This window comes from Hydrogenophaga sp. 70-12, assembly GCF_001897365.1.
GTDB lineage: Bacteria > Pseudomonadota > Gammaproteobacteria > Burkholderiales > Burkholderiaceae_C > Hydrogenophaga > Hydrogenophaga borbori.
In genome coordinates, this window is the sequence record NZ_MKSS01000426.1 from 1 (window position 1) to 13,201 (window position 13,201).

Annotated in this window: 11 protein-coding genes and 1 pseudogene; 2 read left to right on the forward strand and 10 right to left on the reverse strand. The window is 64.2% G+C overall.

Annotated elements, in window-relative coordinates; genetic code table 11:
- Positions 1 to 240 precede the first annotated feature (240 nt).
- Both BGO22_RS22100 and BGO22_RS22105 read left to right on the forward strand, forming a co-directional pair.
- Positions 241 to 825: pseudogene (locus BGO22_RS22100) on the forward strand (SDR family NAD(P)-dependent oxidoreductase).
- Between the two features lie 263 nt (positions 826 to 1,088).
- Positions 1,089 to 2,021 carry a YozE family protein gene (locus tag BGO22_RS22105; protein ID WP_070400783.1) on the forward strand — a complete coding sequence of 311 codons (933 nt, stop codon included), beginning with the start codon at positions 1,089 to 1,091 and terminating at the stop codon, positions 2,019 to 2,021.
- A 178-nt stretch (positions 2,022 to 2,199) separates the two neighbouring features.
- Here BGO22_RS22105 and BGO22_RS22110 read toward each other — a convergent pair whose 3' ends face one another.
- The 10 genes from BGO22_RS22110 to BGO22_RS22155 form a co-directional block, all read right to left on the reverse strand.
- Positions 2,200 to 2,910 (reverse strand): TetR/AcrR family transcriptional regulator, encoded by a 711-nt coding sequence (locus BGO22_RS22110; protein ID WP_083293313.1) that lies wholly within the window; start codon positions 2,908 to 2,910, stop codon positions 2,200 to 2,202.
- Between the two features lie 92 nt (positions 2,911 to 3,002).
- Positions 3,003 to 4,154, reverse strand: coding sequence for an acyl-CoA dehydrogenase family protein (locus BGO22_RS22115; RefSeq protein WP_070400781.1), 1,152 nt, complete (start codon positions 4,152 to 4,154; stop codon positions 3,003 to 3,005).
- A 45-nt stretch (positions 4,155 to 4,199) separates the two neighbouring features.
- The gene (locus BGO22_RS22120) at positions 4,200 to 4,988 is read right to left on the reverse strand and encodes an ABC transporter ATP-binding protein (RefSeq protein ID WP_070400780.1); all 789 of its coding nucleotides are present in this window, start codon (positions 4,986 to 4,988) and stop codon (positions 4,200 to 4,202) included.
- Between the two features lie 60 nt (positions 4,989 to 5,048).
- On the reverse strand, positions 5,049 to 6,299 hold the full coding sequence (locus BGO22_RS22125) for an ABC transporter substrate-binding protein (protein WP_083293312.1): 1,251 nt from the start codon (positions 6,297 to 6,299) through the stop codon (positions 5,049 to 5,051).
- An 81-nt stretch (positions 6,300 to 6,380) separates the two neighbouring features.
- Positions 6,381 to 7,433, reverse strand: coding sequence for a branched-chain amino acid ABC transporter permease (locus BGO22_RS22130; RefSeq protein WP_083293316.1), 1,053 nt, complete (start codon positions 7,431 to 7,433; stop codon positions 6,381 to 6,383).
- A gap of 2 nt (positions 7,434 to 7,435) precedes the next feature.
- A complete protein-coding gene (locus tag BGO22_RS22135) occupies positions 7,436 to 8,320 on the reverse strand; it encodes a branched-chain amino acid ABC transporter permease (protein WP_070400778.1) in 885 nt (294 codons plus the stop codon).
- Positions 8,317 to 10,284, reverse strand: a complete 1,968-nt coding sequence (locus tag BGO22_RS22140; protein WP_070400777.1) for an AMP-dependent synthetase/ligase — start codon at positions 10,282 to 10,284, stop codon at positions 8,317 to 8,319. The genes BGO22_RS22135 and BGO22_RS22140 overlap by 4 nt, the downstream gene beginning before the upstream one ends.
- Positions 10,281 to 11,078: an ABC transporter ATP-binding protein gene (locus tag BGO22_RS22145; RefSeq protein WP_070400776.1), complete on the reverse strand. Its 798-nt coding sequence runs from the start codon at positions 11,076 to 11,078 to the stop codon at positions 10,281 to 10,283. The genes BGO22_RS22140 and BGO22_RS22145 overlap by 4 nt, the downstream gene beginning before the upstream one ends.
- A 78-nt stretch (positions 11,079 to 11,156) precedes the next feature.
- Positions 11,157 to 11,918, reverse strand: coding sequence for an SDR family NAD(P)-dependent oxidoreductase (locus tag BGO22_RS22150; RefSeq protein ID WP_070400775.1), 762 nt, complete (start codon positions 11,916 to 11,918; stop codon positions 11,157 to 11,159).
- Between the two features lie 26 nt (positions 11,919 to 11,944).
- Complete coding sequence (locus BGO22_RS22155) at positions 11,945 to 13,183, reverse strand: thiolase family protein (RefSeq protein ID WP_070400774.1); 1,239 nt, start codon at positions 13,181 to 13,183, stop codon at positions 11,945 to 11,947.
- Positions 13,184 to 13,201: the final 18 nt, after the last annotated feature.

Sequence of the window (13,201 nt, forward strand, 5' to 3'; positions counted from 1 at the left end):
GACGCCACATGCAAGTGGCGAGGCAGGAGAGAGCGACAGCCAAGCTCTCCAGGCACACCATGGCGGCTCTCTCGGGACGAGAGCGGCAAGTCATCACCCACGTGCTGGAAGGAATGACAATGCCTGAAGTGGCACGGCAACTGCCCACCGCGAAAAGCAGGCTCAGTCCGAGACGTTGCTCCAAGGCAAAGTGATTCTTGGGCAGTGAAGTCACTCAACGACGACAGGGTTCACGTGCACATGACCGATGTAAGACGCGCCGAGGACGTTCGTTCGTTCATCGAAGCCGCGCGCCAAGCCTGGGGCCGCATCGACGTATTGTTCAGCAACGCTGGCAATGCTGGCGTCGTGGCGCCGCTCGCGGAGTACCCGGAAGACGTGTTTGACAGCGTGATGGCTGTACACGTTCGCGGCGCGTTTCTGGTCTGCAAGTACGCTCTTCCGCACATGGCCGACTTCGGCAGCATCATCATCACGAGCAGTGTGGCAGGCGTCATTGGAGCTGAGGGCGTGTACGCCTACATCACTGCCAAGCATGCGCAGATTGGTCTGATGCGCTCCATCTCGAAGGAGGCAGGCCACCGGGGCATCCGAGTGAACACCCTTCACCCTGGACCGGTTTCCAATGACTTCCAGCTCGGCATAGAGCGGCAGATTTCGCAGGCCATCCAACGAGATGCCGCAACCATGTTTGACGAGTAGATTTCGCTGGGACGCCATGCCACTCCTCCGGAAATCGCACGTTCGGCGTTGTATCTGGCGTCGGACATGAGCTCCTTCACTACCGGAAGTCTCCTGATGGTCGATGGCGGCCTGAGCACCTAGATGTACGTGAGACAGGCACGCGACTTTACGAACGTTCAACAGGTAGGCGTCTGGTGCGCTGCTGACGCCTCCAGGGGTACTAGACAATTCGGCCCAAGTGTCGCTATGCTTCGGCTCAAGCCGTTCCGCCGGCTTGCCCGCCCACGAGGCGAAGTCGTACTGACAGCGCGAGTTTCAAGACGAGTCCTGCCTTGACCTTCCAATGGTCGCCGCTGGCTCGGTGTGTGGGCGCATCGGACTTGCCGCGACCGCGGAGTCAAGTCATGGCTACATCTTTCTCTCCCTTGCAGCTCGAGCGCTTCCGCCGCGAAGCGAAGAAGCTCGGCCGCGCACTCTCCATCTGCCACAGCGAAGCCCTGGACCGCATTGCGGTGCAGAACGGCTTCACCAACTGGTCGCTGCTGTCGAAGCACAGCGATAGCTCGTCGCAGGCTGTCGCGGACGCGCCGAAGCCGTTGCGCCCATCCGGTCCGTACCGCTACTACCTGCACGGAGACGTTGTGGAAGACGACCCTACGAAGTGCTATTGCGCCCGTTGTGACGTCTTTTGGCCACTGGACCACCTGGTGCCCACCAGCTATCACACCGACGGCAAGGACGGCGAGCGCTTCCTCTCCAGCCTTGCTCAATGGAACACCTTGCCGGCCGAGGAGCGCGGCCGGAAGTACCGCCCTGACGGTGCCCCGAACGTGCTGGAGACGCCTTTGCGTGCAACACAGGTCGCAAAAGAGGCTGCGCGCGCTCCATTCCATCGCTGGCTCGAAGGCCAGCGAGGTCGCAGTGACCCAATTGGTGATGTCGCTGGCGACATCCAGCGTGACAAATCCTTCCCTATCGGGGCTTCTACCTGGCGCGAGGTGGAAGACTACTTTGCGGGCTACGGCTCACACGTCGTTCGCGCCGCGCGTCAGGCCTGGCGCGAGTTTGAGGGCGGGGAGTTGCGCCATCGCACACTGGCTGAGGCATTGGCCGCAGAGCTCAAGCTGACTGTGGCCGAAGCGCACGAGCTGACCGATGCAGAGGCGATGGAACTGACGAACCACAGTGGGGACGTGCGCACGGGATTCGAGTTCGACTTCACCAACTACGCGTCTCCGAAGCTTGCGGCCAAACTGATGAAGAAGCGCGGTACGCTCAAGCTGACCGTTGACGAGTGGTTCTTCGACGACATCCGCGGTGCGGACTTTCCCAACTGAGAACCTGCGGCCGCCGAAGACCTAAGTCTTTGCGGCCGCAAGGCGCACTTGGCCCGCTCGACCTCGGGCTCGGTACGCCCCGCTTTTGCGGCAGGGTCTGGGTCAATCGACTGTGGCATTCGACTTCTTTACGCGCTTCAGGGCTGGCTGATCACGGTCAATGGTTCCGAACATCGGATCAAGACTTCCCCCTCGCGCCGCCCTTTTCCGGCGCAGCCGGTCGAATGCCATGGGCCAGCAGGCCGATGAATATGTCGGCGACCTGATCCCCACGCAGACGACCTTCTGCGTGGAACCACTGGGAAATCCCGCCGACGGCTCCCATGAACCAGAAGACCGCCAGCTTGGCATCGCACGGTGCGATGGATCCATCCCGTATGCCTTCTTCGAACACCTGGCGCAACTCCAAATCGAACTTGCGGCGCCTCAAGGTGATCTTGCGCTGATCCGCCGCCGTCATCGCAGAGAAGTCGTGGAGGATGGCAGGGGCCCCCATCTCGTCGGTCAGCAGAGAGATGTAGTTCTTGATGAAGGTAGTGACGCGCCCATACCCGGTTCCCTCTGATGCAATGGCGTCTTTCAGCACCTGGTCACCAAGCCTCATCGACAGTTCGTGGCACTCGTAGATCAGCTCCTGCTTGTTCTTGAAGTAGTAATAGAGAGCGGGCTTGGTGACATTGAGCGCGGCGGCAATCTCGTCCAGGGACACGTTCTTGTACCCATGGCGGCCAAAGGTGCGAGAAGCCTCGGCAATGACCGCCTGCTTCTTGAGCTGGTACTGCTCATCCGCGCCACCCACCGCGTTGTTCCACTTAACGCCCTTGCCTGGACGTCTGGCGGCGTTGCCGCGGGGTCTCGACTTAGGCTTGGCGTCAATCTGCGTGCTCATTCTTGCAGTGTCCTCTGCGCGTTAACCCGGATGCAGGCTGGGCTTCGATGATATCGGACAGGCTAATCGCAGCTTCAAGTCGCAAGCCCGAGTCATCCTGCCAAGATCTGGCGCGCAATAATCAGCCTCTGGATGTGGCTGGTGCCTTCGTAGATCTTCGTCACCCGCACGTCGCGGTAATAGCGCTCGACGGGGAAGTCATTCACGTAGCCGTAGCCGCCATGGACCTGCAGCGCAGCCGAACAGACCTTCTCTGCCATTTCGCTGGCAAATAGCTTGGCCATCGCAGCCTCTTTGATGGACGGCAGTTTCGCATCCGTCAGGCGCGCGGCGTACAGCATGAACTGGCGGGCCACGTCCACCTGCGTGGCCATCTCCGCCAGGTCAAAGCTCACGGCCTGCAGTTCGGCGATCGGTTTGCCATAGGCCTCCCGCTCCTTCGCGTAGTGGATCGCGGCCTCCAAAGCAGCACGGGCAATGCCGATGGACAGCGCTGCGATCGCGATGCGGCCATCCGACAGCAAGGAGAGCGCCTTGCCATAGCCACGCCCTTCCTCGCCAACCATGTTCTTCGCTGGCACACGCAGGTTGTCCAACTGGATCTGGGCGGTGTGAGCCGTGTGCTGACCCAGCTTGTTCTCGATTCGAAGGCACTGGTACCCCGGTTCCTTCGGATCCGCGATGAAGAGGCTGAAGCGGTCGCGGGAGCCCGGATCGCCCGTGGCGGCGACCACCAGTGCGAAGCCGGCCTCGCTGCCGTTTGAGATCCATTGCTTGCTCCCATTGAGCACATAGCTGTTGCCCTCGCGCCGGGCCGTGGTGCGGATGGCGGCGGTGTCCGATCCAGCTTGGGGTTCGGACAGCAGGAAGGCCCCGATACGTTGCGCACTGGCCAGCTCGGGCAGAAAGGAGTTCATCTGCTCCTCGGTGCCAAACGACCGCAGCACGTGCGCGGCCGAGTTGTGCACATGCATCATGGTGGCAAAGCCGCCATCGGCTGCGGCGAATTCCTCAATAGCCAGGCAGTACTCCACGAACGACAGCCCAGATCCGCCGTAGGCCTGGGGCGCCAGCATTCCCATGAAGCCGAGTTCAGCCACCGCCCGGATTTCATCGTGAGGCCAGGCGCTGCTGCGGTCGCGCTCGGCAGCGGTGCTGGCCACCACCTCGTTGGCCACGCGGCGGGCCGACTCCCGGATCATCACTTCCTGTTCGCTCAAAAACGCATTCGACACGCTGCTCATTGCTCATCCTTGAATTTTGTCTGTCGGTTCCGACGGGCCATGCCCTCAGCCCAACCACCGCTTGCGGCGGCGATAGTGCTTCATGTCCCTGAAGCTCTTGCGTTCACCTTCCACCGTCAGGCCCAGGTAGAACTCGCGCACGTCCTCGTTGCTCCGCAGGCTGGTCGACGGGCCTTCGAGCACGACGCGGCCACCCTCCATCACATAGCCGTAGTCGGCCAGCTCCAGCGCGACGCGCGTGTTCTGCTCGACGATCAGCAGCGTCAGGCCGCTGGCCTTGAGCTCGGACAGCAGGCCGTAGACCTCCTCCACCATGAGCGGGGCCAGGCCCAGCGAGGGTTCATCGATCATGACCAGCTTGGGCTTGGCCATGAGGGCACGCCCGATCACCAGCAACTGCTGCTCGCCCCCGGACAGGTAGCCCGCCGTGCGGTGACGCAGGGCGGCAAGCCGCTTGATGCGACCATATACCTCGTCCAGCAGGGCCCTGGCATCGCGCCCGGAGCCCATGTGTCCGCCGACCACCAGGTTCTGCTCCACCGTCATATGCCGCAGCACCTTGCGGCCCTCCATCACGTGCACCATGCCTCGACGGACTTGGTCGGCCGGATTGCCCCCCGCGATGTCGATACCATCGAAACTGATGGTGCCGGCCGTCACACGGCCGTCTTCCGTTTTGATCAGGTTCGATATGGCCTTCAACGTGGTGCTCTTGCCGGCACCGTTCGCCCCCAGGAGGGTCACGCATTGCCCGGCAGGCACTTTGGCCGAAATGCCTTTGACCGCGAGAATGACATCGCTGTACAGGACCTCGACGTTGTTCAGTTCAAGCACAGGGGACTCCATTGGAGTGGGCCTGGATCGGAATCGATCCGGATCCAGGCCAGGGTTCATTTACCACTTGTTCAGCACGGGCATGGGAACGTTCTGCTCCAGCAGCTTGTACTTGCCCTTTTCGACCGTGCCGATGTTCACGGCCAGGCCTTCGGTGGGGAAGGGCGCGTCCTTGCCATACTGGAGGTCGGGCAGCACGCCGAAGCTGCGTTCACTCGGCATCGGCGTGGTCAGCAGCGCCGCGCGCACGTCTTCGCCCTTGACGCCCTTGGCACCTTTGGTCTTGATCGCCTGCTCGACGGCACGGGCCACGATCAGTCCCTGGCTCATGCCCATGATGCAGGCCGAGGTGTAGCTGACCTGCGCCTTGTACTTGGTGCGCAACTGCTCGAAGTAGGCGCGTGCCGGAGTGGGATCGTCCGTGGACATGGCCATGCCGTAGACCTCGAAGTTGCCCTCCATCTGCTCCAGCCCGCCCAGGGCCTTGCCCGAGGAAACCAGGCCGTTGTGGGCCGACATGACGATGGGGATGTTGGTCTTGCCCAGGCTCTGAAGTGCACGGCGGGTCGCCACCACGGAGGCCGTGTTGTTGAAGACCTGGAGCACGGTCGCGCCCTTGCGGACCAAGCGGTTCACCTGCTGGGTGAGGTCAGTCGGCTGGGCTTCGGTGTAGACCGTCTCCACGACCTCCAGGATCTTGGGGTTGTCCTTCGCGAACTTCTCGGTGCCCTTGTGGATGTCCACGTAGGCCGGGGAAACCTCGGACGAGATCACGCCGACCTTGATCGGCGCCGTGGAACCCGATTTTTTCTGCAGCCAGGTGTAGAAGGCCGCCACTTCGTGCGGGTAGGTGGCGCGTGCGTTGAACACCCAGCTGTCGCTCTTCCAGGCGAAGCCATAGCCGGCGGTGGCCAGGATCTGAGGCACCTTGTCGTTGGGCAGGCGCTGCTGCAGTGCCGCCGCGTCCGAGCCGCCGATGCCCAGGATCGCCACGGGGTCGAGTTCCGATTTGATGCCGGGCCACAGGCTGGCCACCTGCGCGACATCGTAGCGCGTGTCGTACTCCTTGATGCGAAGCGCCACGCCCTGGGCCTTGCCCACCTCTTCGCTCCACCAGTCCAGAACGCCCTTGCGGCAGCCCGTCATGTCCTTCATGACATCGGCATAGGGCCCCGTGAAGTCGGCCAGGCCGGCGATGTTGTACGTGGTCTGCGCCTGGGCCGTGCCCGCCAGACCGAACACACCCGCGGCCAAGGCGCCGTATTGCGCCAGACGCGCGAGGGCCGACAGACATCCATTGTTTGTATTCACACAAGTCTCCTGATTTTGATCACGCTGTCCAACACGAATCGACCGTCCTCCAGCGCAGCGGACGGCCGCGAAGATCCGGCATCAGTAGGGGTAGGGCCACATCCGGTAGGAACGCTTGAGGATGTTCCAGCGGTGCATCAATCCACGCGGCTCGAAAATCAGGAAGCCGGCGATGATGCCGCCCAGGAAAATGTTCATCGCGGCGAAGACCACGTCGCCGCTCAGGAAGGAGAAGCTCTCGACCAGCGAAGGGCCCACGCTGGTGAAGGATTCCTGCGCAAGCCGGATGACGAACACGCCAATCAATGCGCCCGTCACCGAGCCCATGCCGCCCACGATGATCATGGCGATGAACCAGATGGAGTGGATCAGGGTGAACTGGTCGATCGAGACGAAGCGCACGTAGTACGCCCACAGCCCTCCCCCGATGCCCGCGTAGAACGCACCCAGCAGGAAGGCCAGTGCCTTGGTGCGCACCACGTTGATGCCCATCATGCCGGAGGCGACATCGTCATCGCGAACGGCGGCGAAGATCCGACCGTGCCGGCTGCGGGCCACGCCGTAGGCGCCGGCGATCATGATGCAGGCGACCACCAGGCACAGGTAGTAGACGCCGGTGTCGGTGTCGAGCACCAGGCCGAACAGCCGGGCCGCTTCGACCGTGATGCCGTTGGAGCCTCCCAGCCAGGCCGCGGGCATGTTCAGCACCATGAAATGGAACAGGATCTGTGCCGCGATCGTCGTCAGGGCCAGGTAGAAGCCCTTGATGCGCACGGCGGCCAAGCCGAACACCAGGCCGAACAGAGCCGCGCACACACCGCCCGCCGGCAGCGCGAGCCAGAACGGCAGGCCGCCCTTGGTTGCCAGCAGCGCGGTGGCGTACGCGCCCACTCCCATGAAGGCCGCCTGGCCCATGTTGATCTGGCCGGCCAGGCCGGTGTTGATCTGCAGGCCGATCACCACCACGGCGGTGATCAGCATCGACGTCATCACCGCCACCGCGCGGGCGTCGGCGACGAAGGGCAGCGAGAACATGGCCAGCACGAACAGGACCAGTGTCACGGCCTGGCGGCGCGTGCGCACCAGCGCTTGGTCCTGGGTAAACGAGGTCGCGAAGACGCCTGCGGGATCCATGCTCATACCCTCTCAATGGTTTTCCAGCCGAACAGGCCGGTGGGACGGATCAACAACATCAGCAGCATGATGATGAAAGGGAAGACCGAGCCCAGCGCCCCGCCCACCAGGGGATCGAGGTAGGCCGATGCCAGCCCCTGGATGACGCCGACCAGAATGCCGGCCAGCAGCAGCCCGGCCAGCGACTCCAGGCCCGCCAGCAAGGCCACCGGCAGCGCCGCCAGCCCGATGTCGGAGCTCATCATGTTGATGGAGCGGCCGCTCAGGTGGACCATGGCGCCCAGCGTCGAGAGCGCGGCGCCCAGCATCCAGGCGAAGGCGATCGAGCGCTGCACCGAGATACCCATGGACATGGCCACCTGGTGGTCTTCGGCCACGGCCGTCATCGTCAAGCCCATGCGGGTCCGGTTGAAGAACCAGGACAGGCCAAAGCCGAAGGCGATAGTCAGCAGGCCGCCGTACAGCAGCGAGCGGGAGATGACCACGTCACCCAGGATGATGGGTTCGATCGGAAAGATGATCGGGAACGCGCGCACCTGGGGGCCAAAGAACACCAGCACGATGCCGCGGATCAGGATCAGCAGCCCGATGGTCACCATCACCATCGAGAAGACGGATTCGCCCACGAGGCGAGCGAAGAAGATCCGCTCGATCATCAGCCCGAAGATCGCCGCGCTCGCGAAGGCCACGGGCAGACCAAGCCACATCGGCATGCCCATCTGGATGATGGTCCACCACACCATGTAACCACCGAAGACGACCAGCTCTCCCTGCGCGAAGTTGAACACCTTGGACGCGCGGTAGATCACCACGAAGCCCATGGCCATCAGGGCGTAGAGAAGACCGGTCAATGCCCCGTTGATGAGGTAGTTCAGAAAATCGCTCATGCAGGCCTCCTGCGCTGGGGTTCGGTCGAGGTGTTTGCACCGGATCCGTCGGCATCGTGAATGAACACGTTCGCGTTGAAGTTGCTCCGGCGTCCGTCCTGGTAGGTCACGGGGATGTCGATCCGCACCTCACGGGAGCCGTCGTACAGGCCCTGGATCAGGGCGCCGTAGCGCTCCTCCAGGAACTCGCGCCGCAGCTTGCGCGAACGCGTCAGCTCGCCTTCGTCGGGATCAAGTTCCTTGGGGAAGTTGGCGAATCGCTTCACCCGCGCATGCGCAGGCAGGAACTGGTTGACACGCGCGATTTCCTGGCTGATCAGGGCCGCGATCTCGGGCCGCTGCGACAGATCGGTGAAGGTCGAGAAACCGATGCGCTTGTCTTCGGCCCAGCGCGACAGCACGGCCATGTCGATGTTGATGAGCGCGGCCACGAAATCGCGCTGCTCATCGCCCACGGTCATGATGTCCTTGATGAAGGGGCTGAAGCGAAGGCGCGTCTCGACGAATTGGGGCGGAAAGGTGTCACCGCTGCGCAGCCGCTTCAGGTCGGACAGCCGCTCCAGAAAGACCAGCTCTCCTCGCTCGGTCCTGGTCACGGCATCGCCGGTGTGGAACCAGCCGGCCTTGACCTTGGACTCGACCGAGCCCTCCCGTCGGTAGTAGCCCAGAAAGGGACTCCCACCCCGGATCTGGAGCTCGCCGTCGGAGCTCACCCGCCATTCGAGCGGTGCGCCCGCCTGCGGGTGCGCCTGCATCCAGTGCCCTACGGTTTCCAGATCGAAGCGCTCGCCCTGGTGGCAGGTGAGCAGGCCAGTTTCGGTGGAGCCGTAGATGTTCCGCAGCGGCACGCCCATGGCGTGGAACATGCGAAACACGTCGGGCGCCATGGTGGCCCCCCCGCAACTGGCGATTCGCAACCGGGTCAGGCCCAGTTGGTCGCGCAACGGCCGCAGGACCAGGGCTTCGGCCAGGGGGAACTGCAGGCGATCCAGCCAGCCGACCGGCTTGCCATCCAGGCGGCCGACGTGGAAGGCATGCCCCACCTTCAAGCCCCATTCGTACACGGCACGCCGCACCGGCCCGGCGTCCAGCATGTGAGCCTGCACCGACGAGGCCATGCTTTCCCATTGGCGCGGGGCGAAGGTCATGGCCTCGACCGCCAGTTCCCGGATGTTGGCCAGCACCTGCTCGGGGCTTTCCGGGAAGTTGACCACCATGGGCAAGCCCAGGCCCATGGAAATCCCGTTGATCTGCTCAGTGGCCCAGGCCGGCGCGATGTAGCTCAGGTACTCCATGCCCGGCTGGGCATCGGTGGCCTGGATCAGGCGCTGCGCGTTGTCGATCAGGAAGCGGTGCGTGAGCACCACCCCCTTGGGTTTGCCGGTGGTGCCCGAGGTGTAGGACAACACCGCCACATCGTCGGGCGTGCCCTGCGCCACCAGCGAGCGGTACAATTCAGGGGCCTGCGCATCCAGCTCGCGCCCTTGCTGCTGCACCGCCCCGAAGGTGCTAAGGACGGGGTCCTTGTAGGACCACATGCCCGTGTCGTCCCAGTACACGATGTGGCGCAGCAGCCCCAGTCCGTCCTTGACCTCCAGGCCCTTGTCCACCTGTTCCTGGTCCTGAGCGAACAGGCAGACCGTCTCACTGTCTTCCAGCAGGTACCGGACTTCCTCCGCCGTCAGGTCTGGATACAGCGAGACCACCTTGCAGCCCAGCGCGTGCGCCGCGAATTCGGCCCAGTAGTGCTGCGGCTCGTTCTCGCCCATGATGGCCACGGTGGCGCCGCGCTGCACGCCCATGCGGTGCAGCCCCAGGGTCAGCTCCAGCACATGGCGCTGCACCGCCGAGAAGCTGTACTCGCGCCAGATGCCGCGCTGCTTGTGGCGTTGGGACAGCCGATCGGGCGTGGCCTGCGCACGGCGCTGCAACAGCTGCGGCAGGGTTTCGATCTGGAGCTTCATGGCCCGTCCTCCCCGAGATAGGCCTTCATGACGGCAGGATCGGCCTGGATCTCCTTGGGGGTTCCTTCGGCGATCTTGCGGCCGAAGTCGAGCACCGCAATGCGGTCGGCCAGGTCCATCACCACGCCCATGTCGTGCTCCACCAGTACGACCGGAATGCGTTTGGCCTCGCGCACGTCTAGGATGAAGCGCGCCAGGTCCTCTTTTTCCTCCGCGTTCATGCCCGCCATGGGCTCGTCCATCAAGAGGATGCGAGGATCCTGAGCCAGCGCCCGGCCCAGGTCGACGCGCTTGCGAAGGCCATAGCCGAGGCTGCCCACCGGGGCATGGCGGATGGCCTCGATTTCCAGGAACTCGATGATTTCCTCCACCACTTCCCGATGGGCCACCTCTTCGCGCCGGGCCGCGCCAAAGTAGAAGAACGACTGCGCCAGGTTCGTGCGCATGTGCAGGTGGCGGCCCACCATCAGGTTCTCGACCACCGTCATGCCCGAGAAGATGTGCGTGCCCTGGAAGGTCCTGGCCAGGCCCTGGCCCGCAACCTCGTGCACCGCCATCTGGCGCACGCTGCGCCCGCCGAGCGTGATGTCACCTTTCTTGGGGCGGTAGAAGCCGCTCAGGCAGTTCATGAGCGAGGACTTGCCCGCGCCGTTCGGGCCGATGATGGCCAGCAACTCGTCCTTGCGCACGTCGATGGACACGTCGTTGAGCGCGACGATGCCACCGAACTGCAGCAGCAGGTTGCGGGCCGAGAGCACGACGTCGTCGTGGTGGGCAGGGTGGGCGGCCGTCATGCCGAATGACCTTTGCCAGGTTGGATCATGTCCATCGGGTCTCCTTGTTCAGGTCGTGGCGCGCTTGCACGATGGGCATCAGAGCCGGGCCCCGCCGTCGATGCTTAGCGTGGTGGCATTCAGGTAGGCGTTCTCCACCACGTGGCAAACCAGGGCCGAGAACTCCGGCGCCTGCCCCATGCGGTTCGGGAACAGGATCACGTTGTCGATGATGTTTTGCGCCACCTTGGCCGGCATGCCGGCCGACATGCCGGTCTCGAACAGGCCGGGCGCTAGCGCGACGACGCGCACCCCGTGCGACGCCAGGTCGCGTGCCACCGGTAGCGTCAGACCCATGACAGCGGCCTTGCTCGCGCTATAGGCGGCCTGCCCCATCTGCCCCTGCCAGGCCGCGCCGGACGATGTGTTGACGATCACGCCACGCTCTCCATCCTCGTTGGGCTCGTTGGCCGCCATCGCACGTGCGGCGTGCCGGATGACGTTGAAGGTGCCGGTGAGGTTGACGCCGATCACTCGGTTCCAGAGATCCAGCGGAAAGAGCTCACCCTTGGACAAGGTCTTGCACGGCCCCAGGATGCCCGCGCAGTTCACGGCCACGTGCAAGCCACCGAAGGTGTCGACCGCAAACGCCACGGCGGCCGCCACACTGGCGTCGTCGGCCACATCCACTTTCAGGGTGTGCACGCGCTCGCCCAGCGGGGCCATCTCGCGTACCAGGCGTTCTTCGTCCAGATCGACGGCCACCACTTGGGCGCCTGCTTCGACCAGGGCTTTGCAAGTCGCCAGGCCGAGGCCTGATCCCGCGCCGGTCACCAGCGCTACCGTGTTCTTGATGTCCATGTTGCTTGTCGCTTTGGGTAGGGCGCTCAACGCGCCAGGATGGTGATGCAGGCCACGGCTTCCTCGATGCCCTCGAGGCCCCCGCCGTTTTCTGCCAGGGCGATGCGCGCGCCTTCTACCTGCCGGGTACCGGCTTCCGCGCGCAGTTGAGTCACCAGCTCGTGCACCTGTGCCAGCCCCGTCGCGCCGACCGGATGCCCCTTGGACTCCAGGCCGCCAGAGGGGTTGATGGGAATGCGCCCACCGATGCGGGTGTCGCCCCGCTCGGCGATCACACCGCCCTGGCCGAACTCGCAGAAGCCCAGGTTTTCGGACTGGATGATTTCGCCCATGGCCGTGGCATCGTGGACTTCGGCCACGGAGATGTCGTCCGGCCCCACACCGGCCAGTTCGTACGCCCGGCGGGCCGCCAGTGCGGTGCAATGGCTGGCATGGTCGTCCTCGCTGCGGTCCGAGCCGCTTTGAACGAGGGCTGCCAGCACCCGGATCGCCCGGCGCGTGTCGATGCCCAGCCGCTGGAGCGCGGACCGGCTACACACGATGACCGCAGCGGCGCCATCCGACACCGGCGAGCACATCGGCAGCGTCAAAGGGTAGGTGATGGGCGGGGCGCCCAGCACGTCTTCGATGCTGTAGGCCACTTGGTACTGCGACAGCGGGTTGTGCACCGAATGCGCGTGGTTCTTGGCCGAGACGGCCGCCAGCTGGCGCTGCGTAGTGCCGAAGCTGCGCATGTGGGAACGGGCGAAGGCCGCGTACACATCCATGAACACGCTGTAGGGCTTGGGCGAAGTGGAGCCCTCCGGCACCACCACGTCGCGCCCGAGCAGCATCAGGTTTTCGCGAATCTCGCCTGCCCTCGACAGATCCCAGGCGCTGTCGAAGACCGAGAACATCTTCTGCTTGTCCGCGGTGAACATCTTCTCCGAACCGATGGCCAGAGCCACCTCGCCGGCACCGGAGCGGACGTGGTTGCACGCCAGCACGAACGCGGACGAGCCGCTGGCGCAGGCGTTTTCTACGTTGACCACCGGAATGCGGCCGATCCCCATGGCACGCAGGGCGATCTGCCCGCGGATCATGTGCTGACCATCCATGTGGCCCTGCGAGGTGTTGCCGAAGAAGGCTGCCTGCAAGTCCTCCCGCCGGATCCCGGCGTCCAGCAACGCCGCCTCAGTGGCCTCGCGCGTCAGCTGCTTGATGTCCTTGTTCAGATGCCGGCCAAACGGGGTCATCCCCACACCAACGACGTAGATGTCTTCCAACGCGCTTCTCCTGTACTG

What these genes read in the sequence shown, in the direction of transcription:
- BGO22_RS22105 (WP_070400783.1), top strand. Translation starts at nt 1,089, where the DNA reads ATGGCTACATCTTTCTCTCCCTTGCAGCTCGAGCGCTTCCGCCGCGAA.
- BGO22_RS22110 (WP_083293313.1), bottom strand. Translation starts at nt 2,910, where the DNA reads ATGAGCACGCAGATTGACGCCAAGCCTAAGTCGAGACCCCGCGGCAAC.
- BGO22_RS22115 (WP_070400781.1), bottom strand. Translation starts at nt 4,154, where the DNA reads ATGAGCAGCGTGTCGAATGCGTTTTTGAGCGAACAGGAAGTGATGATC.
- BGO22_RS22130 (WP_083293316.1), bottom strand. Translation starts at nt 7,433, where the DNA reads ATGGATCCCGCAGGCGTCTTCGCGACCTCGTTTACCCAGGACCAAGCG.
- BGO22_RS22135 (WP_070400778.1), bottom strand. Translation starts at nt 8,320, where the DNA reads ATGAGCGATTTTCTGAACTACCTCATCAACGGGGCATTGACCGGTCTT.
- BGO22_RS22140 (WP_070400777.1), bottom strand. Translation starts at nt 10,284, where the DNA reads ATGAAGCTCCAGATCGAAACCCTGCCGCAGCTGTTGCAGCGCCGTGCG.
- BGO22_RS22145 (WP_070400776.1), bottom strand. Translation starts at nt 11,078, where the DNA reads ATGACGGCCGCCCACCCTGCCCACCACGACGACGTCGTGCTCTCGGCC.
- BGO22_RS22150 (WP_070400775.1), bottom strand. Translation starts at nt 11,918, where the DNA reads ATGGACATCAAGAACACGGTAGCGCTGGTGACCGGCGCGGGATCAGGC.